This is a genomic window from Aggregatibacter sp. 2125159857 (assembly GCF_017798005.1).
Taxonomy (GTDB): domain Bacteria; phylum Pseudomonadota; class Gammaproteobacteria; order Enterobacterales; family Pasteurellaceae; genus Aggregatibacter.
This window is the reverse complement of record NZ_CP072548.1, coordinates 196,104-220,476: the sequence shown is the minus strand read 5'-3', so window position 1 is coordinate 220,476 and position 24,373 is coordinate 196,104. Positions and strand designations below refer to the sequence as shown.

19 protein-coding genes and 3 pseudogenes are annotated in these 24,373 nt (G+C 43.9%); 13 read left to right on the top strand and 9 right to left on the bottom strand.

The window, feature by feature from the left end; all coding sequences use genetic code 11:
* Positions 1–27: 27 nt before the first annotated feature.
* The gene (locus tag J5X96_RS01025) at positions 28–795 is read right to left on the bottom strand and encodes a glycosyltransferase family 2 protein (protein WP_209363761.1); all 768 of its coding nucleotides are present in this window, start codon (positions 793–795) and stop codon (positions 28–30) included.
* A 97-nt stretch (positions 796–892) separates the two neighbouring features.
* Here J5X96_RS01025 and waaA point away from each other — a divergent pair, with 97 nt between their 5' ends.
* The gene (gene waaA / locus J5X96_RS01020; RefSeq protein ID WP_209363760.1) at positions 893–2,167 is read left to right on the top strand and encodes a lipid IV(A) 3-deoxy-D-manno-octulosonic acid transferase; all 1,275 of its coding nucleotides are present in this window, start codon (positions 893–895) and stop codon (positions 2,165–2,167) included.
* A 9-nt stretch (positions 2,168–2,176) separates the two neighbouring features.
* Positions 2,177–2,653: a pantetheine-phosphate adenylyltransferase gene (gene coaD / locus J5X96_RS01015; RefSeq protein ID WP_209363753.1), complete on the top strand. Its 477-nt coding sequence runs from the start codon at positions 2,177–2,179 to the stop codon at positions 2,651–2,653.
* A 388-nt stretch (positions 2,654–3,041) separates the two neighbouring features.
* Here the strand turns inward: coaD and J5X96_RS01010 are convergent, their stop codons facing one another.
* The 4 genes from J5X96_RS01010 to hemC are packed head-to-tail and all read right to left on the bottom strand — an operon-like array spanning position 3,042 to position 7,402.
* Entirely contained in the window at positions 3,042–4,298 is a 1,257-nt protein-coding gene (locus J5X96_RS01010) for a heme biosynthesis protein HemY (RefSeq protein WP_209363751.1), read from the bottom strand.
* Between the two features lie 3 nt (positions 4,299–4,301).
* Positions 4,302–5,684, bottom strand: coding sequence for a uroporphyrinogen-III C-methyltransferase (locus J5X96_RS01005; RefSeq protein WP_209363749.1), 1,383 nt, complete (start codon positions 5,682–5,684; stop codon positions 4,302–4,304).
* Between the two features lie 30 nt (positions 5,685–5,714).
* Positions 5,715–6,461 carry a uroporphyrinogen-III synthase gene (locus J5X96_RS01000; RefSeq protein WP_209363747.1) on the bottom strand — a complete coding sequence of 249 codons (747 nt, stop codon included), beginning with the start codon at positions 6,459–6,461 and terminating at the stop codon, positions 5,715–5,717.
* A gap of 14 nt (positions 6,462–6,475) precedes the next feature.
* Entirely contained in the window at positions 6,476–7,402 is a 927-nt protein-coding gene (hemC, locus tag J5X96_RS00995; protein WP_209363745.1) for a hydroxymethylbilane synthase, read from the bottom strand.
* Positions 7,403–7,554: 152 nt separating this feature from the next.
* Between hemC and J5X96_RS00990 the strand changes: the two genes are divergently transcribed.
* The 7 genes and pseudogenes from J5X96_RS00990 to J5X96_RS09700 form a co-directional block, all read left to right on the top strand.
* The gene (locus J5X96_RS00990) at positions 7,555–10,056 is read left to right on the top strand and encodes a class I adenylate cyclase (RefSeq protein ID WP_209363743.1); all 2,502 of its coding nucleotides are present in this window, start codon (positions 7,555–7,557) and stop codon (positions 10,054–10,056) included.
* 9 nt (positions 10,057–10,065) lie between these two features.
* Entirely contained in the window at positions 10,066–10,695 is a 630-nt protein-coding gene (narL, locus tag J5X96_RS00985) for a two-component system response regulator NarL (protein WP_021616089.1), read from the top strand.
* A 158-nt stretch (positions 10,696–10,853) separates the two neighbouring features.
* Positions 10,854–12,611: an autotransporter assembly complex family protein gene (locus J5X96_RS00980; RefSeq protein ID WP_371812527.1), complete on the top strand. Its 1,758-nt coding sequence runs from the start codon at positions 10,854–10,856 to the stop codon at positions 12,609–12,611.
* Positions 12,612–12,631: 20 nt separating this feature from the next.
* Complete coding sequence (locus J5X96_RS00975; protein WP_209363733.1) at positions 12,632–16,513, top strand: translocation/assembly module TamB domain-containing protein; 3,882 nt, start codon at positions 12,632–12,634, stop codon at positions 16,511–16,513.
* Between the two features lie 11 nt (positions 16,514–16,524).
* Positions 16,525–18,081: an exopolyphosphatase gene (gene ppx / locus J5X96_RS00970; RefSeq protein ID WP_209363731.1), complete on the top strand. Its 1,557-nt coding sequence runs from the start codon at positions 16,525–16,527 to the stop codon at positions 18,079–18,081.
* A 203-nt stretch (positions 18,082–18,284) separates the two neighbouring features.
* Entirely contained in the window at positions 18,285–19,331 is a 1,047-nt protein-coding gene (locus J5X96_RS00965) for an extracellular solute-binding protein (protein ID WP_209363722.1), read from the top strand.
* A gap of 461 nt (positions 19,332–19,792) precedes the next feature.
* Positions 19,793–19,879: pseudogene (locus J5X96_RS09700) on the top strand (cupin); the annotation flags it as partial.
* A gap of 55 nt (positions 19,880–19,934) precedes the next feature.
* On the opposite strand, the gene J5X96_RS00960 reads toward J5X96_RS09700, so the two are convergent.
* Positions 19,935–20,327 carry a macro domain-containing protein gene (locus tag J5X96_RS00960; protein WP_209363720.1) on the bottom strand — a complete coding sequence of 131 codons (393 nt, stop codon included), beginning with the start codon at positions 20,325–20,327 and terminating at the stop codon, positions 19,935–19,937.
* Positions 20,328–20,369: 42 nt separating this feature from the next.
* On the opposite strand from J5X96_RS00960, the gene J5X96_RS09825 reads away from it, so the two are divergent.
* A complete protein-coding gene (locus J5X96_RS09825) occupies positions 20,370–20,546 on the top strand; it encodes a helix-turn-helix domain-containing protein (RefSeq protein WP_048750583.1) in 177 nt (58 codons plus the stop codon).
* A gap of 33 nt (positions 20,547–20,579) precedes the next feature.
* Positions 20,580–20,906, top strand: a pseudogene (locus J5X96_RS09695) (transposase); the annotation flags it as partial.
* A 29-nt stretch (positions 20,907–20,935) separates the two neighbouring features.
* Here J5X96_RS09695 and J5X96_RS00950 read toward each other — a convergent pair.
* Positions 20,936–21,313, bottom strand: coding sequence for a DUF305 domain-containing protein (locus J5X96_RS00950; RefSeq protein ID WP_048750582.1), 378 nt, complete (start codon positions 21,311–21,313; stop codon positions 20,936–20,938).
* 142 nt (positions 21,314–21,455) lie between these two features.
* Between J5X96_RS00950 and J5X96_RS00945 the strand changes: the two are divergent.
* A pseudogene (locus J5X96_RS00945) lies at positions 21,456–21,616 on the top strand (IS3 family transposase); the annotation flags it as partial.
* A 116-nt stretch (positions 21,617–21,732) separates the two neighbouring features.
* Here J5X96_RS00945 and J5X96_RS00940 read toward each other — a convergent pair.
* Positions 21,733–22,584 (bottom strand): SDR family oxidoreductase, encoded by an 852-nt coding sequence (locus J5X96_RS00940; RefSeq protein WP_209363718.1) that lies wholly within the window; start codon positions 22,582–22,584, stop codon positions 21,733–21,735.
* A gap of 166 nt (positions 22,585–22,750) precedes the next feature.
* Here J5X96_RS00940 and J5X96_RS00935 point away from each other — a divergent pair, with 166 nt between their 5' ends.
* Positions 22,751–23,119 carry a helix-turn-helix domain-containing protein gene (locus J5X96_RS00935; RefSeq protein ID WP_209363716.1) on the top strand — a complete coding sequence of 123 codons (369 nt, stop codon included), beginning with the start codon at positions 22,751–22,753 and terminating at the stop codon, positions 23,117–23,119.
* A gap of 76 nt (positions 23,120–23,195) precedes the next feature.
* On the opposite strand, the gene cgtA is transcribed toward J5X96_RS00935, so the two are convergent.
* Positions 23,196–24,371, bottom strand: coding sequence for an Obg family GTPase CgtA (gene cgtA / locus J5X96_RS00930; protein WP_209363714.1), 1,176 nt, complete (start codon positions 24,369–24,371; stop codon positions 23,196–23,198).
* Positions 24,372–24,373: the final 2 nt, after the last annotated feature.

Here is a 24,373-nt window from a genome sequence, read left to right as displayed (position 1 = left end):
GTAAGTAACCTTGCTAAGGTGCGTTTTTTATAAGCCTGATTTTTGTGTTCTTACCCACAAATCAGCATATTTTACAAAAGTGGAATGCGCTGAAAGAATCGCCAGTAATAAGCCGGCTTTGCCATCTAAGAATCCCAAGCGAATCACATACATTTTGACAAAACAGCCTACAGCATGGCTGATGCCTTGCCATAATGTCGCTTTTTTACCGGCTTTTTCTCGTTGGTCAGCCCACGCTTTGGCATAGCCTGCGGATTTAACTAGGTAATGGTGGATATTTTGGTAAGTATAATGCAACAAATCCCCTTGTAATTTTTGGATATTGGCGTTTGTTGGCAGCTCTACTTTTTCATGCACCAGTTGATCGCCATAACGGGCAAAATCTTTACGATATAACCGAATAACATAATCCGGATACCAGCCGGAATGACGAATTTTATGACCAAAAATTTCACTTAATCGTGGGATTTTATAGGCGGTATTCGGCGCATCTTGAGCAATAGCTGCTTGAATAGATTGACGTAGCTCTGGGGTTACCCGTTCATCTGCATCGAGCCATAAAACATAGTCGGAGGTGACATACTGTTGTGCTAATTGTCGCTGTTTGCCGAATCCCGGCCAGTCGGTATTTTGGTAGAATTTTGCGCCGTATTGTTCAGCAACCTGTTGGGTCGCATCGGTGCTGCCTGAATCTAAAATCACTATTTCATCCACCCACGCTTTTACCGTGTCCAAACATTGTGCAAGGTGGTGGGCTTCATTTTTAACAATCATTGCAACACTAAGAGTCGGCATCGTTTTTATCCTTTGTGAATGAGTGACAAACGCTTATACTAAACACCTGTTTGTCTTGATTAATTTTGCAATTCTAGCATAAGCCGACACATTTGCTATGTTACGTTTTTTCTATACCTGTTTGATGTATCTTGCTCAGCCGCTACTGTGCCTTTTTATGGTCTTGCGCAGTTTTCGTGCGCCCCACTATCGTAAACGTCTCGCCGAGCGTTATGGCTTCTATGGTAACACGCAATCTCCTTCGCCGAACGGTGTCTTACTTCACGCCGCGTCTGTTGGTGAGGTGATTGCCGCCGTTCCTTTAATTAAGCGGATTCAGCAAGATTATCCGCAACTGGCGATCACAGTGACCACAATGACGCCTACCGGTTCCGAACGGGTAAAAGCGGTTTTTGGCGACAGAGTGACCCATGTGTATTTGCCCTATGATTTGCCGGGTGCTGTGTCCCGTTTTATTGAATTTGTACAACCGCGCGTCGGCATTGTTATCGAAACGGAACTTTGGTTTAACTTGATTCACCAATTTGCACGGCGCAGTATCCCCTTTGTCATTGTGAACGCTCGCTTATCCGCACGTTCTGCCACGCGTTACGGTTGGTTTAAAGAACCGTTAAAACCGCTGTTGAATAACATCACGTTGATTGCCCCGCAAGATGACGTGAGTGGGCAACGTTATGCGCAATTAGGCATTGCACCCGAACGATTGGTCGTAACCGGCAATATCAAATATGACTTGAATGTGAGCGATGAACTCCTTCATCAGATTGCAACATTAAAGGCACAATGGAATACGCAACGGCCTATCTGGATTGCCGCCAGCACACACGAAGGCGAAGATGAAATCATCTTAAAAAGTCACCGCACTTTATTGCGCCAATATCCTGATTTGTTGTTGATTTTGGTGCCGCGCCATCCTGAGCGGTTTAGTTCGGTGGCTCAACTGATTGAACAAGAGGGCTTTGGTTTCATGCGGCGTAGCAGCCACGAAATACCGACAGAAGAAACGCAGGTCTTGCTCGGTGATACCATGGGCGAACTCATGTTGTTATACGGTATGGCAAAGGTAGCGTTGGTTGGTGGCAGCTTGGTGGCGCACGGCGGGCATAATCCCTTAGAACCGCTGGTATTCAAATTGCCGGTGATCAGCGGAAAACATACCTTTAACTTTCCTGAGATTTTCACAAAATTAATTGAACGGCAAGGTGTGTTAATCACGGAAGACACGCCGCAAGCCGTGGCTAAAGCGGTGGCAACCTTTTTGCGGTCGCCTGAGCTTGGCAAACGTTATGGTCAGGCAGGTTATGCCGTGTTAAATGAAAATCGCGGCGCATTACAACGTGTAATGAATTTATTAAAACCTTATTTGAACTAGGATGAAGCAATGACAACGGTAATCTATCCCGGCACATTTGACCCGCTTACGAACGGGCATTTGAATATTATTGAGCGAAGTGCGGTGATTTTTTCAAACGTTTTGGTGGCGGTGGCGGAAAGCCCAAGTAAAAAGCCTTTGTTTACGTTAGACGAACGTGTCGAGTTGGTACGTCAATCGGTGGCGCATTTGTCGAATGTTAAGGTCATTGGGTTTAATAATTTACTTGCGCATACCATCGCGGAGTATGACGTCAAAGCCATTATTCGTGGGGTACGGAGTACGACGGATTTTGAATATGAAGTGCAGTTAGCCCATCTTAACCGACTTCTTACCCATGGCGTGGAAAGCCTGTTTTTCCCTCCGGTGGAACAGTGGTCTTACGTTTCTTCCACCATGATTCGTGAAATTTATTTACACAACGGCGACATGAGTCAACTTGTCCCACCGATGGTGTTAAAGGCGTTGCAAGAGAAACGGAAATAGCTTTATCTTATTCGTGCAACAAGTTGCACGCTACCTTGAGACGGTTGCGTGTATCTTGATGCACGAAATGAAACCTCATTGAATTTGAACGCATAAGCTAAAAACACGCCCCAAAACTACCGCACTTTATTAAGAGAGTGATCGGTCTTATTCGTGCAACAAGTTGCATGCTACCTTGAGACGGTTGCGTGCATCTAGATGCATGAAATAGAACCCCATTGAATTTGAACGCATACGCCAAAAATACGCGCTAAAACCACCGCACTTTTTAAGGGAATGATTTGTTTGTCCAACAAGTTGTATGTGATGTCGGTTTTGCATATTGAAATGCGCCAGCTCTGGTTTGGTGTTCTGGCGCATTAATGAGGGTTATGTGATTGGGCTACGCTTAAAGTGCGGTGGATTTTTCCGATGTTTCTTCCGAGGATAAGGTGGCTACCGACATGGCGGATTTCAACCCTTCTTCGCGTAATTTCTGTGCCGTCTCGTTATCTCCCACTTGTTCGAAGACGTAAGAGGCCATGTGAATGTCATTAGGATCTAATTGATCTTTATGGGCAATCAGTTCTTTAAACACTTCACTGGCATGAGTAAAATCGTTGTTGCGCACATACAAATACCCCAATGCGCGTTGGGCGCAGCATTGTATTGACGGGCTGGCGGTTTTTAGCCACTTGGTAACAATTTTTACTAATTTGCTGTTATCTTCTGGTTGTAAGCGGCTAATTTGTTTAAATAATGGTTGCATTAGCGGACTGTCGGTCTCTAATTTTTTCGCCAATTCCAACGTTAATTCATAGGCAGATTCATGATCATTGCCATCAATCAAACGGCGAATCACACCTAATTTCACATAGGCATCTTGGCGGCGTTGGCGCGGTTGTTCATTCCACCATGCCAGCAAACCATCTACGCCTTCTTCGTTAATTTTTTCATCTAACAAGCCGTCTTCTACTTGGTGTTGGAGTTGTTCGAGCTCAGCATTGGTATAGAGACCGGATTTTTCCACCTGTTCAAGAATATTATCCAAGGCTTGGTAAGCATTTGATTTTAAATAAATATCTACGGCTAATTTCAAGACTTCTTTATTGCGACCTGCCATGACCAATAGGCTATCTACGGAACTGCGCGCGGCAGGTAATTTGTTTTGTTGTAATAAAATGCGGGTGCGGGCAATTTCGAGAATCAGGCTGTCGGTGCCGGCAATTTCCGTCGCTTGAATCAAATAACGGTTGGCGCTGAATTCATCGCCACGTTGTTGAGCCGCTTCAGCCGCTTTAATGAAATTTAACACCGGCTCGTCAGAATGTTTGGCGTTTTTGCCGATGAGTTTTTCCGCTTTGGAATAATCGCCTTCATCCATACGCATTAACCCTTCCAAGGTTTGTTTTTGCGCTTTGACGCGTTTACGGCGGGAAAACCAACTGTAAGTGTTATTACTTAAACGGCAAAAACGGCTGATTGCCGCTTCAATGCTATAGACCACCGCCAGTGAAATCACAAAGAAAATCACCAATGTGGTAAGAGACATTTCAACAATGTTGTCGGCGGTTTCAATACGGACATAACCTTGTTTGCCGGATAAATACGGACCGGCAAGCAATCCGGCTAATAATAGCAACATTAAAAATAGTGATCTTATCATGGTCTATTTCTCCTGTTGTTCAGGTTGATTCGGGGCGGTGCTTGTATCCGCGCCATTTCCTTGCTCTGCAGGGCTTGTGGCATGGTTTTCTGTCGCTTTGGCATTTTCCGGATCGAAATCTTTGTCAGCGGAAAGCGTGATTTTTTGCACTTCTTGCGGTTGTTTATTCAGTAATTTATCCAAGGCATTTAAGCTGCTAAGCTGGGTCGGTACATCCACGTAAATGGATTGTTCTGCCAATTCATCCAGTTTTTTGAGGAAGTTTTGTGCCACTTCCGTGCTGGTATCAAAATAGGTACGAACCCAAGAAGCCACCGTTTCTAAAGATTGTTTATATAAATCATCTTGTTGACGTGGCACGGCTAAAATCGCAATTTGTAAGCGTAAGCGAATGTTTTCACGCAAATAAATGTCTTGATTTGGTGCTAATAAGGCTTTGTTATCCGCTTTTTTGGGCGTGATGCGAATAAAATGATTTAAAAAACTGACCGCACTTTTTTCAGCGTTGGATTTCCAATCTTCCAAAGAATCGGTGAGTTTGTCCGTGTTTGGATCTTCATCAAAATTCACATTCAATACGTTCAACTCATCCACGTCATTTGCCAATTGAGACAATTCCTGCATGATAGCGTTTTGATCCACGTTGTTGAGGGATAACAGTTTCTTCAAATCTGCATTAATTGCGCTACGAACAGTGGCGACTTGCGGCATTGCCACTTTGGACAAGGTCTCGCCAGCCACTTTTAATAGCGATACGCTGGTGTCCACATCGTTATCCAACACCAATTTACGCAAGGCATTATTTAATAAAAAATCTGCTTCGGTCAGCAACCAATCGTTCGGTTGTTCCGCTTTGCTTTGATTGGTCAAACGCTGGACTTGTTGTTGCAACGCAGATAACTGTTGTTCTTTGGCGGCTAATTCTTGATTCAAGGCACTGATTTGGTCGCTCGCCACTTGAGAAAACTCGGCTAACTTCGCCAACTGAGTTTTTTCTGCTTCAAAGCTTGGGAGATTGACGGGTTCAGCCGTCTTTTTTTGCTGAAGTTGCGTTTGAAGTGCGGTCAGTTTTTGTTGCATTTCGTCAACCTGTTGCTGCCCGAAATAATAACCGCTACCGCCCAAGCCAAGGGCAATCAAAATCGCTAATACGCTCAACGCAGAACCGTTTTTCTTCACAATAACGGTTTCGTGTGGAGTGGACGCGGAAGACTGTCTATTTTCGTTCTCTTTATGTTGCATGGTTGCTTGTTTATCCTCTACCTTGGGGTCAACGTGTTCATTTTCTGTGGTGTCTTGTTTTGCTAAATCAAGATCCTTATTCACATCAATTTCGTGTTCAATTTCTGCATGATTTTCCAGATGATTCGATTTCTTGTTAGCCATATTGATTACCTATAAAAGAGACATGTTGCGTTAACGACATTGTAATAAGGTTTGTAATAATGTTTGATTATCCGCACGAGGTGAAACAATCACATTCTGCCAGCCCAATGCCTGCGCCAAATGGGAAATTCGCTCACTGACGGTAATGAGTTGACAACTTTTTAGCCAATTATGTTCATTTCGTGGGACAAAATCCAGCAGTTGCGTCAGAATTTCCCCGCTGGTCGCCACAATGGTTTGAATACCGGCACGCTTACACAGACTGGTTTGCTCCACATTATTATAAACAAGCGGTTCTCTTCGGTAACATTCAACAATCTCAACGTTAGCACCGCGTTGTTGCACTTGTTCTGAGAGGAGTTCGCGTCCGCCATTACCGCGCAAAATCAAAACGGTTTTACCTTGTAAATTTTGCATTGCAGGAAGTTGTAATACGCCTTCGCTGTTTTCTTGGCTTGTCGGATAATGCACAGCCGTAGCGGTTGTGGCGGCAAAATACTGTGCGGTGCCTTGCCCTACGGTGAAATAGTGCAAATCATCGCGCCATGCAAAACCGGTATCTTTTAAGGCTTTGTCGGCAAAATCTACCGCACTTTTGGAGACGATAAAGACATAATCATCCGCTTTTAATTTGGCAAATTTATTCGGTAACTCATTGAGTTCTGCACCGGCTTCAATGGTAAATAAAGGCAAATGAATGGCGACGATTCCGGCTTTTGCCAGCATCTCCACGAGTTGTTGCCCACGTTCATCAGGGCGAGTTACCAAAACAGCCATTGTGCCCCCACGATTTATGAATAAATTGCTTGCAAAATTTTGTCAGCGCCTTGCGCTAAAAGCTGTTCGGCAATTTGTACGCCTAAAACTTCGGCATTTTCCACCGCACTTTTACCTTCCGCGCGAATAATGCGACTGCCGTCAATGTCGCCCACTAAGGCTCTTAAATACAACTGCCCTTGTTGTAATACGGCATAACCGCCAATCGGCACTTGGCAACCGCCTTGTAAATGATTATTCATGGCGCGCTCTGCCCGTACACAATACGTGGTTTCCGCATCCGCTAACGGTGCTAATAAGGCCTGCACTTGTATATCATCGGTACGGCATTCAATGCCGACAGCACCTTGTCCGGCCGCCGGTAAGGATTGTTCAACGTCAATAAAAGATGCGATACGATCTGCTAAGCCCAAACGAATGAGGCCGGCAGAAGCTAAAATAATGGCATCATAATCGCCGTTATCTAATTTGCTTAAACGTGTTCCTACATTGCCACGCAAGGAGAGAATATCTAAATCAGGGCGCAGGGCTTTTAATTGGCATTGGCGACGTAAACTTGATGTCCCGACCACCGCACCTTGCGGCAACTCTGCAAAAGTGCGGTAAGAATGAGACACAAAGGCATCACGCGGATCTTCGCGTTGGCAAATCACGGCTAATCCCAAGCCTTCGGGAAATTGCATCGGCACATCTTTCATGGAATGCACGGCAATATCCGCCTCTTTATTCAACAAGGCATTTTCTAATTCTTTAACAAACAAGCCTTTGCCACCGATTTTCGCCAGTGGTGAATCTAAAATCACATCGCCTTTAGTTACCATTGGCACTAATTCAATGGTTAAATCGGGATATAACTGTTGCAGACGGTCTTTCACATAATTTGCCTGCCATAACGCCAACGGGCTTTGGCGAGTCGCAATTTTTAAGGTTTTTTCAAGCATAATAACAACATATTGATCAGGTCTAATGAGGGATTATCCTATCACTGTTAACTTCAAAAGTCAGTGTTCATTTAATTTTTTTGCTTTCCGTCAATACTGGTGATAGAGTAGCCACCAGCGAAGCATGACCGTCGTAAAAAACAGGATATTACTTGAAGTTTGATCTCGATAAAGCTAAACAACGTGTGGACGATTTAGATAGGTTGCGTATCCAGCGGGCTTTATCCGACACGCCTGAATCCTTTCAACAGGTTTTCAAACTTATCCCGTTATTGCTTCATTTCAATCATGCCGATTTGCCGGGCTATGTTCCCGATGCGCCCACCGGCATTGCCCATTTTTCCCCAACGCCATTCCAACAGGAATATCTTGCGCATACGCTGACAGATGAAAGCGTGAAAAACTTCCTCAAAAAACACCGCACTTTTGAATCGGAAGCCATTCTTGGCGTCTATGTGATGGGCAGCATCGCCTCTATTGCCCAAACGCCACAATCTGATTTAGATATTTGGCTGTGTCATCGAGAAGATTTGAGTCCATCAGCACGTGAACTTTTACAGCAAAAAGTCGAGCGTATTCAACAATGGGCAAAGCGTGTTCACGTAGAAATGAATTTCTATTTAATGGATCAAAGACGGTTTCGGTGTTTTCGTTATGTTGAGCCAATGACTGCCGAGAATTGCGGTTCGGCACAATATATGTTGTTGCTGGATGAATTTTACCGTTCAGCCATACGCCTTGCCGGAAAACCGTTATTGTGGCTGCATTTGCTGATTGAAAATGAAGCGGATTACGAGGCAGAAATCGAACGCTTAACGCAAACGCAGCAATTGGATTTAAATGATTGGGTGGATTTCGGGGGGTTAGGCACCTTGTCCGCCAATGAGTATTTTGGTGCGACCTTATGGCAGCTGTATAAAGGGATTGATTACCCTTATAAATCGTTGCTGAAAATTTTGTTGTTAGAAACCTATTCTTGGCGTTATCCAAACACGTATTTGATTTCTCGTGAATTTAAACACGCCTTATTAACCGGTGAATTGAACGTTGCTCATCAATTTGATCCTTATTTGGCGATGCTGCAACGGGTAACTGCTTATTTGACCGAACGAAAAGAATATAAACGGCTGGATTTTGTACGTTGTTGCTTTTATATCAAAGTGCATGAGAACGAAGCAGAGGTAAATAAAAGTAACTGGCGATTGGATGCGTTACTTAAGCTGACGCAACAATGGGGCTGGCATTGTGGGCAAGTGGAATTATTAAACCAGCGCCAACAATGGAAAATTAAGCAAGCCGAAAAAATGCATAATGACCTGATTAAGTTTTTAATGTTGAGTTATCGTAACTTAGTGAAGTTTGCCCGCAAACATCAGGTCAATGTCAGCATTATGCCGCAAGATATGAGCATATTAACCCGTAAACTTTACACGACGTTTGAAGAATTGCCGGGCAAAGTGACCTTGCTGAATCCACAGTTTGCTGTGGATTTATCGGAACGCTATCTAACGTTTATTGAAGTGCGTAATAACCGTCAGTTTAAGGATGGTTGGTATATGATTAACCAGACGCCGGACATTCACGGTTTTTGTCGTCCGCGTTATACAGAATATAGCCAAAGCCTGAATAAATTAGTGGCGTGGGCGTATTTCAATCGTTTGCTTACGGCAAATACCGAGCTCTTTGTTGCCAGTAAAAATGTCGAGCTTAACACGTTGCGCCAGTTTGTGACGGATTTGCGATTGACATTTCCTATCGACAACGCCTCTGCCAGCAATTCCGACCTGAGCCACCCTTGTGAGATTCGTAGTCTTGCGGTCATTATTAATTTGACCCAAGATCCGACCGCACATTTAACCGACATCAAGTCAAGTATTCAATCGAGCGACTTATTTAGTTTCGGCGCGAACGAAGAAAGTTTAGTCGGCAGCATTGATCTCACGTATCGCAACGTTTGGAACGAAGTGCGGACGTTGCATTTTGAAGGGCCGAATGCTATTTTGTTGGCGTTAAAAGTGCTTTCCAACAAAATTTATCGCGGTGCGCCGTTGCCCAAGTCGGTGCAGGTGTTTTGTTACAGTCGGTATTATCGCCGCGCCTTACGCCGCATTGTGACGACTCTGATTAATAAATGCATTAGCATTCAAGTCGGTGCATCCCAACCACCGAAAAATAATTTATTGCGCGTGGCAGGGAAAAACTGGCAGTTTTTCTTTGAAGAGCGCGGCATTAGTTTGCAAGAAATTCATAATGCGAAACTCACTAAAACCAGTCAAATTGACACCGCTCTTAGCTACAAAGTCAATCCGACTTATCCTGCCGTGGTGAAACATCATAAATACCCACGTGAAATTGACGCCTTTGCCAGTGAAGGGTTCTTGCAATTCTTTTTTGAAGATAATCCGAACGGGAGTTTCAATGTGTACATCTTAGATGAGCTCAATCGCATTGAGATTTATCGTAACTGTGATGGCACAAAAGAGAAAAAAATTCACGAAATTAACCGAATTTATCAAGCGTCAGGGTTGGATGAAAATAACAATCCGTATAAAATCGTGCAACGTGATTTCAATTATCCACAATTTTACCAGCTATTAACGACAAAAGACGGGATGACTATTGTGCCGTTTCATAGTCGCCTAGCCTTATCTTAAGGGGGTCACATGACTGATAAATTAAAAGTATTAATTATTGACGATCATCCGTTAATGCGTCGAGGCATCAAACAACTTGTTGAATTGGAAGAGGGTTTTGAAGTCGTCGGTGGTGCAGGGAACGGCAGCGAAGGCATTAGCTTGGCATTACAAACGTCACCGGATCTCATCATTTTAGATCTGAATATGAAAGGGTTGTCCGGTTTGGATACGCTAAAAGCGTTAAGATCGGAAGGCGTGGATGCCCGTATTGTGATCTTAACCGTATCTGATGCGAGAAGTGATATTTTCACCTTAATTGATGCCGGTGCGGATGGCTATTTACTCAAAGACACCGAGCCGGATACCCTGCTTTCTCAGCTTAAACGCATTGCGCAAGGGGAAGTGATTTTAAGTGATTCCATTAAAGATTTACTGATTGAACGCCAATCTTCTCAAGAGCCGATTTATTCTTTAACGGATCGTGAAATGGATGTGTTGCGTTTAATTGCCACCGGACTTTCCAACAAACAAATTGCCGGACAATTATTTATTTCGGAAGAAACCGTTAAAGTACATATCCGCAATTTGTTGCGTAAATTGAACGTGCATTCGCGCGTTGCTGCCACGGTGTTATATTTTAAACATCAAAACGGATAATGTTTTTCCTTTCTGCAATAGCCGGTTTCTTCCGGCTATTTTTTTCTGTTTTTTTCACTGTTACCGAGTTCCGGAAATTTTTTAAAAATTCACCGCACTTTACATTGCAGGGCTATGGTCTAAACGGTACACTACAAGCCTTTAATTTTGGGGTAAGTATGAAGCAACTGAGTAGCAATATCACGACATGGCGCCTGTGTGCGCTTCTTTCTTTCGGCTTGTTTGGATCTACCGTTGCTTGGGCGGAAAATCCGGTGGAATTACGCATTGAAGGCGTTAAAAATCATGCCTTGGATGAAAATATTCGACTTCACCTCAATGCTGTTGAGAAATATGATACAACGGATATTGCACGCTATCAGGATGTGGTCAGCGCTGCGATTGATAAGGGATTGCGCGCCTTAGGTTATTATGATTCGACGATTCAGTTTAAACTGAAACCCCGTGAAGGCAAAACCCCTTTGCTCATTGCGCACGTATCGCCGGGAGCGCCGGTGAAACTTGCCGGAACGGAGGTCATGATTCGCGGTGATGCCGAGCAGGATCCGTTTTTTCTCAAGCTAAAGACGCAACTGCCGAAAATTGGCACGGTGTTGAATCATGAAGTGTATGAGGACTATAAAAGCCAACTACAACAACTGGCGCTCACCCGTGGTTATTTTGATGCAGCATTTGAGACTTCCCGTTTGGAAGTCATGAAATCCACCCATGAGGCATGGTGGAAACTCGCCTTTAATAGCCAAAAACGTTACCGCTATGGAAAAATTAACTTTCTGCACGCCCAAATTCGTGAAGAATTTTTACGCAATATGCTCAATGTTAAGTCTGGCGAAGACTATTTATTGAGTGATCTTTCCACGCTGAATAATAACTATTCTTCCACCAGTTGGTTTAGCTCCGTGTTATTGCAACCGCACCTCAAAGAGAAGACAAAAACGGTGGATTTAGATGTGCTACTTTACCCGCGTAAGAAAAACATTATGAGCGTCGGGATAGGCTATTCCACCGATGTTGGACCTCGTTTACAATGGAGTTGGACCAAACCTTGGATTAATGATCGCGGGCACAGTATTCGCAGCAATCTGTATCTTTCTTCTCCGAAACAAACCCTTGAATTAACCTATAAACAGCCATTGTTAAAAAATCCGCTGAATTATTACTATGAATATTCGGCAGGTTTTGAGCGTGAAAATAAAAACGACACTCAAACCACCGCCACGACGGTTGCCGCCTTGCGTTATTGGAATCACCCGACCGGCTGGCAATATTCGCTCGGTTTGCGGATGCGCCATGATTCCTTTACCCAAGCGGATATTTCCGACAGCACGCTATTACTCTATCCAACAGCCTCCTTAAGCCGTACCCGTTTACGCGGTGGGGCTTTTCCTGATTGGGGTGATTCGCAACGCATTACGACAGATTTCGGACGTAAACTGTGGCTATCGGATGTGAATTTCTGGAAAATTCAAGGCTCTACCGCGTGGATTCGCACCTATGCGCAAAATCACCGTTTTCTGACCCGTTTGGATGTGGGCATATTGAATACTGCCAATATTCACCGCCTTCCTCCTGCCTTACGTTTTTTTGCCGGTGGCGATCGTAGTGTACGTGGTTACGGATACAAAAAAATCTCACCGAAAGATCGCAACGGCAAACTTATCGGCGGTTCACGCTTGCTGACCGGTACGCTGGAATATCAATATCAGGTTTATCCGAATTGGTGGTTGGCGACCTTTGTGGATAGCGGATTGGCAGCCAATACGTTTGATCCGGACGAATTACGCTATGGCACCGGCGTTGGCGTGCGATGGGCATCGCCTGTGGGCGCGATTAAATTCGATATTGCTACACCGGTACATGACAAAGACAACAGCAAAAATATTCAATTTTATATTGGGCTTGGCGCCGAAATCTAAACAGTCGAACGGATACCATAATGACAGAACACAAGGAACAAGCGCCTGAAGCGCCTAAACCCCAAAAACAGAAAAAATCCCTTTGGTGTCGCATTGGATGCGTATCAAGTGCGGTCATTTTTTTGCCTGTTTTTACGCTGCTCGGGCTACTCGCGACACAAGGCGGACAGCATAAACTCATCCAATGGACAGATGCCTTGCTTGATGAACTTTCGATTGAACAGGTCGAAGGGAATTTGAGCGAAGGGCTGGTGCTAAAAAACCTCAGATTCCAAACAGCCGGTGTCGATACGCAAGTGGCGGAAGCCCGCTTGCAACTACAATTAAGTTGTTTATGGCGGGCAGATATTTGCATTGACGACATTCGCTTGCAAAAGCCTTCCATTCAAATTGACACCGCGTTATTGCCACCTTCGGAAGATAAACCGGACACCGACAGCGCACCCATGAAGCGTATTCAACTGCCTATCGGCATAGACATTCATCAGGTTGCCATTCATGATCTGAGCCTCATCATTGATCAGCAGAAAATAACATTGGGCACTTTTCAAACGGCGGCATCTCTCAATCATGCAAGCGGTTTAACATTAGCGCCCACAACCATTCAGGATTTTGCCTTTATCCATAAAATCGGCGATACCTCGGAAGATGAGCCACAGCCACAAGCCGCGCCTAATAACCCGATTGATTGGGCGGCGTTAGAACAAACGCTTAGTCAACCGCTTCTCGCTGATTTAGGGCAGCAAATCGAACTGCCTTTTGATATGCATATTCAAGGCATTCACGGCACAAACTGGCAATACCAAGCCATTAACACAAAAGGCGAAAGTGAATTTGCGATTCAAGTCAGTGCTGCCGATTTGTTGGCGGATGCCACCGGTGATAACGTGCAATTACAAACATTGTCGGTGAAAAGCTCACTTGGCGAAGTGCAAGCCAAGGGGCAAATCCAGCTGCAAGCAGATTTTCCGCTCCAACTGAATATCAACGCCGATTTAAACACCTTAAAACAGAAAGAGACGGTGCTGTTGCCGGCAACGAAAGCGAATTTAACGCTGTCAGGAATGCTAAAAAAACAGACCGCACTTTTGTTGCAAACACAAGGTGCATTAGATGCTGAGCTTAGCGCAGAAACTCAGCTGACCGCGCCGAAAACACCGTTAAATATCAAATTAGCCGTAGCTCGAGGTCAATATCCTTTTGACGGCAATGATCCGTTAAGCATAAAAGACGTTAATTTAACGATTAACGGCGATATATTGACCTCTCAAATTGAGTTAAAAGGCGCTGTCAACGGCATGGGCATTCCTGCCAATAGTCTTGATTTACAGGCAGTCGGCCATTTATCCAACATTGAAATACACCACTTAAAACTTAACGCCTTAGAGGGTTCAGCCGAACTGAAAGGCGATGTGAATTGGCGTGATGGGGTGGAATGGGATAGCCATTTGCAGTTAGCCAAAATGAATCTTGGTCGTTATTTATCTGCGTTTCCTGCGGTGTTATCGGGCGAGTTAAGCTCACAAGGTCAGGTTAATCAAAAAGGTTGGCAAGTGGCGGTGCCGCAAGTGGATATTCAAGGCACCTTGGCACAACATTCTCTTGCGTTACAGGGCGGTTTAACGGCTGGCGACCAACAGGGGGTAACGATTCCGCAGTTGGTGTTGACTTATGGGGAAAATAAGATCCATGCGCAAGGCTCGATGGGGAAACAATCGGATTTCACCTTAAACATTAACGCACCGAATTTGCGTGGGTTATGGGCGGATTTATCTGCAGGGGTTGCCGGTCACATAAAATTAAACGGCGATGTGATGCGTCCGCAGGTGGATGTGGATCTCACAGCGAACCACGTGGCTTTTCAGCAAATGCATTTAAATCAAGCGATGATAAAAGGTCAAATTAACGGCGAAGAACGCGTAAAAGGCGAACTGGATATTCACCTTAACGGTTTTCATTATAACGATATTAGTATTAACCAGCTGAAACTTGCTGCCTCGGGCGATGAGCAAAAACACGTGCTGCACCTGACTTCTGATGGCAAGCCGGTGGCGGCAAACCTGAATTTAACCGGCAATTTCGACCGCACTTTACAGCGTTGGCAAGGCACGTTAAGCCAAGCCATGATTAAATCGGAATTTGGTAATATCCAAACCAACCAAAACGTGGCGATAACCTTTGATAATAAAACGGCGGAAACGACAATTTCCGCCCATTGTTGGATGCACAGCAACACGGATCTTTGCTTTCCACAGACGTTCAAGGTAGGGGCGAATGGCGATGTGCCGTTTGAGATTAAACGTTTTGACCTCGCGTTAGTGAATAAAATCTTGACGCAGGAGATGCTCACCGGTCATCTTTCCGGCAAGGGGCGCGTGGCTTGGTTTAGTGATAAACCGATGTTGGCGGAACTGCAAGTGAAAGGCAATCATCTTTCCCTGACGCAAAAGTTGGAGAATCGCACACTCAAATTGGATTTTCCGCAAATCAGCCTCAACGGAAATTTAGCCAATAATAATTTGGCGCTTAAATCGGAAGTGAACATTCACAATCAAGGCAAAATCAGCACCGATTTAACCTTACAAGATATTGCTAACGCACGTAAACTTGGTGGAACTTTTCATATTCACAACTTAAATTTAAGTCTTGCCAATCAATTGTTAGCCAGCGATGAAAAGGTTGATGGCGAACTCAAGGCGAATCTGACATTAGGCGGTAACCTGAATGCGCCAACCTTAAATGGACGCGTGAATTTAGATAAACTCACCGCCAAAATGCGTTCTTTGCCGTTTGATATTAAAGAAGGTGAACTGGCATTACACTTTAACGGAACGCAATCCACGCTCAAAGGTCATCTACAAACGGCAGAGAGTCGTCTTCATCTTAGCGGTGATGCCAACTGGAAAAATATCAACGATTGGCGCACTCATTTACGCGCACAAGCGGATCAATTTAAAGTGAATATTCCGTCTATGGCGAGCTTAAAAATCAGCCCGGATGTGGAAATCCGCGCCTCACCGAAATTATTGACCTTGTCCGGTAATGTGGATATTCCATGGGCGAGAATTGCGATTGAGTCCTTGCCGGACAGCGCTGTAGAAGTGAGTGCCGATGAGGTTATTTTAGATGGAAAAGCTGCAAAGGACTTGCCAAAAACGATCCCATCGGAAACACGAGGCGGGATGGAAATCCGATCAGATCTTAAAATTAAAATCGGTGATGATGTCCGTTTAAATGCTTACGGATTGAATACGAATTTGCACGGTTTACTCTCCGTGAAGCAAGAACGCGGCAATTTGGGATTGTATGGCGAAGTGAATTTGAAAAACGGGCGCTATGCCTCTTTTGGTCAAGATTTATTGATTCGCAAAGGATTAATCAGTTTCGTGGGACAGCCGTCGCAACCGTCTTTAAACATTGAAGCCATTCGCAATCCTGAAGCCATGGAAGACAGCCATGTGACCGCCGGGGTGAAAGTCACCGGTATCGCTAGCGCACCAAGTGTGACGATTTTCGCTGAGCCGGGCATGCCACAAGATCAGGCGCTTTCTTATATTTTAACCGGTCGTTCATTAGAAAACAGCAGTGATTCGACATCCAGCGGTTCTGTCGGTGCCGCTTTGTTAGGCATGGGATTGGCAAAAACAGGCAAGGTGGTCGGCGGTATCGGAAAAGCATTTGGGATCAATGACTTGAATCTTGGTACGCAAGGTGTAGGTGACAGTTCAAAAGTGGTGGTAAGCGGCAGCATCACGCCACGATTGCAAGTAAAATACGGCGTTGGACTATTTGACGGCTTAGCTGAAGTGACATTGCGTTATCGCTTGTTACCACAACTTTATGTACAATCCGTGTCAGGCGTCAATCAGGCCTTTGACTTCCTCTATCAATTTGAATTTTAGCCAATAACGATATGAATAACGAAAACTTACTGAGCAAAGCCGGTGAACTGCACGCACGACGAGGCGAGGTGCGCGAAATCGCCGCCATCGATCTCGGTTCCAACAGCTTTCATATGATCGTTGCCCGCATTGTCAACGGCACATTGCAAGTGTTATCGCGATTGAAACAAAAAGTACAATTAGCGGAAGGCTTGGATGAAAATCAAGTGTTAAGCCAAGCGGCGATTGAACGCGGGGTAAATTGCTTGGCATTGTTTGCCGAACGTTTGCAAGGCTTTCCGGCGGAGAATGTCAGTGTGGTTGGCACTTACACGCTACGTCGTGCTATTAATAACGAGGAATTTTTACGTCAAGCCGCCACCGTTTTTCCTTATCCGATTAACATCATCAGCGGCAAAACCGAAGCTAAAACCATTTATGCCGGTGTTTGCCACACTCAACCGGAAATGGGGCGAAAATTTGTCATTGATATTGGTGGTGGTTCCACCGAGATGATTATTGGCGATAATTTTACCCCTTTAATTTATGAAAGCCGCCACATGGGCTGTGTCAGTTTTGCCAAAAAATTCTTCCCGAATGGCGAAATTTCTGAAGAAAATTTCCGTTTAGCCAAACAAAGTGCGGTGAATAAAATCGAAGATTTGGCATGGGAATATCGCAACTTGGGTTGGCAGTCGGTGCTGGGTTCATCGGGGACGATTAAAACCGTGCATCAAGTAATCAGTGAAAATATCGATCCGGACGGTATTATCACCGCAGAACGGTTGGATCACCTTATTCAGCAAACCTTGCTGTTTTCTCACTTTGAACAACTGAAATTTCATGGCTTAAACCCTGATCGTGCCGATGTGTTTGTGCCTGGCTTGGCGATTTTAAAAGCGATATTTGAGAATTTCAAAATTGAAAAAATGCGTTATTCCGACGGTGCACTGCGTGAAGGCGTGATGTATAGCCTAGAAAAGAATTTTCAGGTCAATAACATTCGTGAGCGCACCGCGTTAGGCTTAGCGGAACAATTTAATATTGATCAAGCGCAGGCGGAGCGGGTGTATCAAACAGCGGCATTGTTATTCGGGCAATATGCATGCTGGCAAAATCCGGAACTGATTGACGACATGCAAGATGTTCTGTTTTGGGCGGCACGCTTGCATGAGGTGGGCATTGTGATCAATCACAAGAACCTGCAAAAACACTCTGCGTATATTTTATATAACACCGAATTACCGGGTTACGACAACGAACAGCATCGTCTTCTCTCCACCTTGGTACGTTACCATATGGGGAATTTTAAATTGCCGGAAATGTTCAAATTCTCCCGTTATCATGAAAAAGATGTGTTGGCGTTAATTCGGATCTTACGCTTGGCGATTATTCTTAATCGTTCCCGCCAAGCCACAGAAAAGACGGAAGAAATCACCTTAAAAATCGACCGCACTTTGCATCATTGGACGTTGCAATTTTCAGCGGATTACTTGCAACATAACCCATTAATCAAAAACGAACTGCTGCTTGAACATCGCTTTTTGCAAGGATTAGGGTTTGGTTTGACAATCTTCAATTCACACTAATTTGATTACCGATCCCGAAAACAGACCGAATGCGGAAGCGTGCATATCGGTCTGTTTTGTATGAAGGCATTTTTCTGCTTAACGTCTTCCACCTGAAAGAGCAGGACAAAACCTAAAAATCTGCTATACTGCCCGCCGAGTTTTTACTCAATTCTTTTCTGAAAATTAACCACTCGCTATGATTAGCTTTGGAGGACAATAAATTGAAAAATTTGTTTGCAAAAACGCTTAAATCCCTCGGCTTGACGCTGACTCTCCTTTCCACCACCGCCTTTGCGCAAGAAAAACTGTACGTTTATAACTGGACCGATTACGTCCCTTCCAGTCTCGTTGCTGAATTTACCAAAGAAACCGGTATTGAAGTGATTTATTCCACCTTTGAAAGCAACGAAGAAATGTATGCCAAACTCAAACTGATTTCCGATAACGCCGGTTATGACTTGGTGTTTCCGTCAAGCTATTATGTGAACAAAATGGCAAAAGACGGCATGTTGCAAAAGCTCGATCACAGTAAGTTAAGCAATTTCAAACAAATTCCGGACAATTTATTGCATAAAGACTTCGATCCGAACAACGAGTATTCCTTGCCTTATGTTTACGGCTTAACGGGATTAGCGGTGAATTCCGAAGATATTGACCCAAGCAAAATCACCAGCTGGGCAGATTTATGGAATCCGGAATATAAAGGCAAAGTATTGCTGACCAGTGATGCGCGCGAAGTGTTTCATATTGCGTTGTTGTTAGACGGCAAGTCTCCAAATACCACGAATGAAGAGGACATCAAAGCCGCTTATGAACGTTTGGTGAAACTTCTGCCAAATGTGGCGGTGTTTAACTCCGACTCACCGGAAGTGCCTTATGTGCAAGGCGAAGTGGCATTAGGCATGATTTGGAACGGTTCCGCTTATTTAGCGCATAAAGAGAACGACAAAATTGCCTTTGTTTATCCGAAAGAGGGTGCGATTTTCTGGATGGATAATTATGCCATTCCAAAAAGCGCAAAAAATGTCGAAAACGCTTATAAATTCATCGACTTCCTATTGCGTCCGGAAAACGCCAAAGTGGTGTTAGAACGATTGGGCTATTCCATGCCAAATAATGGTGTGAAAGCTTTGTTGACACCGGCTATGGCAGAAAACCCAACCTTATTCCCACCGGCTGAGGAAGTGGAAAAAGGCATTATCCAAAGCGATGTGGGCGAAGCTGTCGATATTTATGAAAAATATTGGAGCAAATTAAAAACCCACTAATCCTTTCCCACCAAGTGCGGTCAAAATTCACGGTAAATTTTGACCGCACTTTTTTCTTATAGCCAGCCAAAGTTTGGCTATCTGTTGCATGAATAATTAACCTCAATGCGCAATTCATGATTTCGTACGTAGCGTGCATCTTGATGCACGAATGATGAACCTCGATGCGTAATTCATGATTTCATGCGTAGCGTGCAACTTGTTGCACGAATGATGAACCTCAATGCGTAATTCATGATTTCATGTGTAGCGTGCATCTTGATGCACGAAGGATTAAACCTTAATACGTAATTCATGATTTCGCGCGTAGCGTGCAACTTGTTGCACGAATGATTAATCTCAATGCGTAATTCATGATTTCATGCGTAGCGTGCATCTTGATGCACGACCAAGCCACGCACGGAACGTTATTTAATCCTTTCAGGCATTTACGATTTCGTGCAACAAGTTGCACGCTACGATTCTGTGCCGGTATTGGCACCGAACACGTTGCCCAACCGCAAGGAGAAGCACGGATTTTTGTGATTGAAAAGGCGGGAAGTATTTGAAAATAAAAAGTGCGGTTGGTATAAAACATTTTTAAAATCAACCGCACTTTCTTGATTATCTTGCCAATAGTTTTTCATAAATCGCCCAATCTACCTCTTTAAACACATTAAACACCACCTTCATTTTCGGATTTTTGTCCAAAAATGCTCGCACGGTTTCTACCGCAATTTCTGTTGCTAATTGATTTGGAAAACGAAATTCGCCTGCGCTAATACAACAAAATGCGACAGAGTTTAGATCGTTTATTTTGGCGAGTTCTAAGCAAGAACGGTAGCAATCGGCAAGCAAAGTGCGGTCAGTTTCATTGACGTTTTCGTAGATAATTGGTCCGACGGTGTGTAACACAAATTTAGATGGTAAATTAAACGCCGGCGTGATTTTTGCCTTGCCTGTAGCTTCTAATTTGTCTTGTGCATTAATTAATTCAAAACATGATCTGTACCCCAACAGTTGGACTAAACAACCAACTAACTAAGGTGCAGATTTTTTATGACCAAATACAATTTTCTTTTCAAACAACAAGTCATCGAATTTTATCTTCAAAATGGTAAAAATCGTTCACTTACCCGCAGGCATTTTCAACTTGCCGAAACAACATCAGAATATTGGGTTAACCAATTTAATCATAGTAGAATCAATAGGTTAACAGCGCTGGATAAGAAGTGAAATTACTCACCTGAATTTAAACTTAACGTGGTACAAGCTGTAACAAGGCTTGAAGGCACAAAAATCATTTTGCATTCTAACCAAGGATGGCAGTATCAAATGGTCGGTTATCAGGCGATTTTACGAGAGAATGGCATTCAACAGAGTATGTCAAGGAAGGAAAATTGTTTAGATAATAGTGTGATGGAAAGCTTCTTTGGACGATTAAAAACGGAATGTTATTACGGTAAATGATTTGAGACGTTCTAACAACTGGAAAAAACGATTCATGAGTACATTCATTATTACAACCATGAGCGCATTCAGGGGAAACTAAAAGGGCTGAGCTCTGTGAATTACAGAACTCAGTCCTTGAACTAAATCAGTCTAACTTTTAGGGTCAGATCATTTTACGGAGCTTTTTTATTGTGTGCTTTAAGCCATTTTTGCATTTGTTCAATTTCCGCTTGTTGTGCGTTAATAATATTCTCAGCAAGCTTACGCATCTCAGGATCTTTTCCGTATTTTAATTCAACTTCCGCCATTTTTACTGCGCCAATATGGTGTGGCAACATACCTGCTGCAAAAGCAACATCAGGATCTTTATATTGCGCAGCTGCCATCATGTCTTGATGCATTTGATTCATACCTTGCATTAATTCTTGTTGCATTGCAGAATCTGTCGACATTGGCATATTCATGTGTGCTTGATGCGGTTGTTCATTAGCTTGGGCATAAATTGAAACTGCAGCAGCGCTAAGTGTGATAAAAGTCATAAGTTTTTTCATGTTTTTCTCCTATGTGATAACTGAATGAGCACGAATCATAAACTTTGACCTAAGGTTAAAGTCAATATTTATTCCGAAAATTTTTGGTGAGGTGCTAAAATAAGACAATATTTGATATGAGGGACAGAATCATGAAGCAAAAGGCCGATTAAAAACGGAATATTATTACGGTAAACTATTTGAGACGTTCAAACAACTGGAAAAACAATCCTCGAGTACATTCACTATTACAACCATGAGCGTATTCAGGGGAAACTAAAAGGACTCAGCCCTGTGAATTACAGAACTCAGTCCTTGAACTAAGTCAGTCTAACTTTTTTGGGGGCAGATCATTCTCCTTATTTTTATTACTCCCCGAATAAACAAACGCCATTTAAAAAGGTGCGATAATAACCGCACCTTGTTTTAGTCAAATGTTATTAGTGGGATAAAGCTTGTTTCACTGCTATATCCAATCCTGCTGTTGGGCGACCAAGCAATTTCTCAAGGGTTTTGTCTTCTGAGAATAATGCACCGTTTGACGCATCTACATCCCATTGTGCAATTAAGCCTGCAAAGCCCGCGTCTAAACCGGCTTGTACAAGCGCAGCAGCGTAATCTTCTGCCGGAATATCCACGTAAGGGATTTCTTTGCCGGTTTGTTTGCTGATTTCTGCGGCAAGGTCGGCTAATGTCCAGCTGGTTGATCCGGCAAGCTCGTAAGTTTGGTTTTCATGGCCTTCACCCAGTGCGATATTGACTGCAGCTTCAGCAAGTTCTGCACGAAGTACAGAGGAAATTTTGCCGTTTTTTGCTGAACCGTAGAAAGCATTATTTTCCAACGCCGCCGGGATGGACGCAGTATAGTTCTCTGTATACCAACCATTGCGTAAAATGGTGTAAGTGATACCGGAGGCTTTTAAGGCGGCTTCGGTTTCAACGTATTCACCGGCAAGGGATTTCACCGTATTGTCGTTGGTGGCGCCGAGTAAGCTGATGTAAATGATGTGTTTCACGCCTGCTTTTTTCGCGGCCTCAATTACGTTGTTATGTTGTACAAAACGCTGACCGATTTCATTACTTGACACCAAAATTAACGTATCCACGCCTTGTAACGCTTCTACTTGCCCTTCTGTTTTTGAATAATCAAATTTACGGGCTTCTACACCGGAAATTTTTTCCGGAGAACGCACAAGTGCGATGACGTTTGCGTGTTTTGCTTTTAATAAATTTAACGCGATTGTGCCGAAGTGACCTGTTGCACCGGTAATTGCGATAGTTTTCGTTGTCATGATGTTTTCCTTCTCGTTAAGTTGAAATGATGTTTGAACATTTGCTTGTTCGCTTGATGTGACGTATTATATTTCAAAACTTACTTTTGAGAAGTACTTACATAAACGTAAGTTTTGAGATTTTTTGAAAATAATTTTTAATTAATTGATTTTTAAGGAATTAAAAATGGAAAAGTTTTTTGAGCGTGGCAATGTGTTAGCCTCTGCCTGTCCTTCCCGGCAAATTTTGCAGCATTTAACCAGCCGTTGGGGGGCATTGGTGTTAGTGAGTTTGCATTCCGGCACCAAGCGTTTTAGTGAACTTCGCCGTGCGATTGATGGTGTGAGTGAACGTATGTTGACAAAAACCTTGCAGGAGTTGGAAGCGGACGGCATGTTAATTCGCAAATCCTACAACACGGTGCCGCCACAAGTGGATTACACCTTGACGGAATTTGGCGCGCAGGCGTCCAATAAAATGTTTGAGTTGGTGGATTGGTTGGAAATGAATTTAGGGAATATTTTAGCAAGTCAGCAGAATACCGTTTCACAGTAGGCATGTTTAAACTGTCTGTCGAAAAATTGACAATAGGGAGAGCCTATTCTCTAGGCTCTCCCTATTTTATATCGGATTAGGGCTTATAAATAATTTCTACGCCTTCTTCGTCTTCCTCCGACCAGTCATCCCAGTCGTCATCGTCTTCATCATCAAAATCGGCATTTTCCAATTGCGCTTGATGATACTCTTCCCACTTGAATTTCACTTCTTCGTTTTCAACTGCTACGACTTCTGTTTCACGTGGGTTAGCTTCCAAGAAGTCCATAATATCACGGCAAAGCTGTGGCACGTTTTTGCCGGTAGCGGCAGAAATCAAATAATAATCCTCTTCCCAACAGAGCTGTTCGGCGATCGCTTCTGCGCGTTCATGGGCTTCTTCATCGCTCATGGTATCGATTTTATTGAAGACTAACCAACGCGGTTTTTCTGCTAAGGATTCGCTGTATTGAAACAATTCCGATTCGATAATCGCCACGTTGTCCGCCGGATCGGATTCATCGATTGGGTGAATATCTACCAAGTGAATTAATACACGGCAACGTTCCAAATGTTTTAGGAAACGGATGCCTAAGCCTGCGCCTTCGGAGGCGCCTTCAATTAAGCCCGGAATATCGGCTACCACGAAGCTGCGGTTGTCGTCCACTTTCACCACGCCTAAACTTGGCACCAAGGTAGTGAACGGGTAATCCGCGACTTTCGGTTTGGCAGCGGAAACGGCACGGATAAAGGTGGATTTACCGGCATTAGGTAAACCCAGCATACCCACATCCGCAAGCAACATAAGCTCTAATAATAAATCGCGTTTTTCCCCGGGTGTGCCCATGGTTTTTTGACGCGGCGCACGGTTGATAGAGGATTTAAAACGCGTGTTACCAAGCCCATGATAACCGCCTTTGGCAACCAATAATCGCATACCGTTTTGGGTTAAATCGCCAATGACCTCTTGGGTGTCGTTATCAATGGCGCGCGTCCCCACCGGCACGCGTAACGTAATGTCTTTGCCGCGGTGTCCGGTACAATTTGCACTACGACCGTTTTCGCCGCGTTCGGCAGCAAAACGTTTTTCAAAGCGGTAGTCAATTAAGGTATTTAAATTTTCGTCAGCAATTAAATAGACATCGCCGCCATCGCCGCCATCGCCACCGTCTGGCCCACCTTTCGGGATATATTTTTCACGACGGAAACTGGCACAACCATTGCCTCCGTCACCGGCTTCGACACGAATCAAAGCTTCATCAATAAATTTCATAT